Here is a 303-nt window from a genome sequence, read left to right as displayed (position 1 = left end):
ACGAGCAGCAGCACGGAGGCGAAGACGGCGCTGATGAGATAGAATTTCGCCGCCGTGATCGTCAAGCCGGCCTGCAACAGCCGCGATTTCATCGACACGGTCTTCTTGGTCTTTTCGTTCTGGCGCTTTTCCAGATCCTTCAGATTGTCCTGCACCGATTTGCGCCGCTTCGACATCTCCTGCACCCGGTCGCGGGCAGCCTTGACCTTGGCGCGGTCGACCTCGGCCGATTTGACACGGTTGATGCGGCTTGCCGATTTCTTGTCGGCCTCGATCCGGGAAAACAGCAGGGCATAGGCGACC

1 pseudogene is annotated in these 303 nt (G+C 59.7%); it reads right to left on the bottom strand.

Features of this window, described 5'->3' with window-relative positions:
• Positions 1-303, bottom strand: a pseudogene (locus EOD29_RS31145) (pilus assembly protein); the annotation flags it as partial.

It is taken from the genome of Mesorhizobium sp. M1A.T.Ca.IN.004.03.1.1 (assembly GCF_003997555.1).
Taxonomy (GTDB): domain Bacteria; phylum Pseudomonadota; class Alphaproteobacteria; order Rhizobiales; family Rhizobiaceae; genus Mesorhizobium.
Note: the sequence above shows the minus strand (reverse complement) of the source record. Positions and strands in the feature narration are given on the sequence as shown.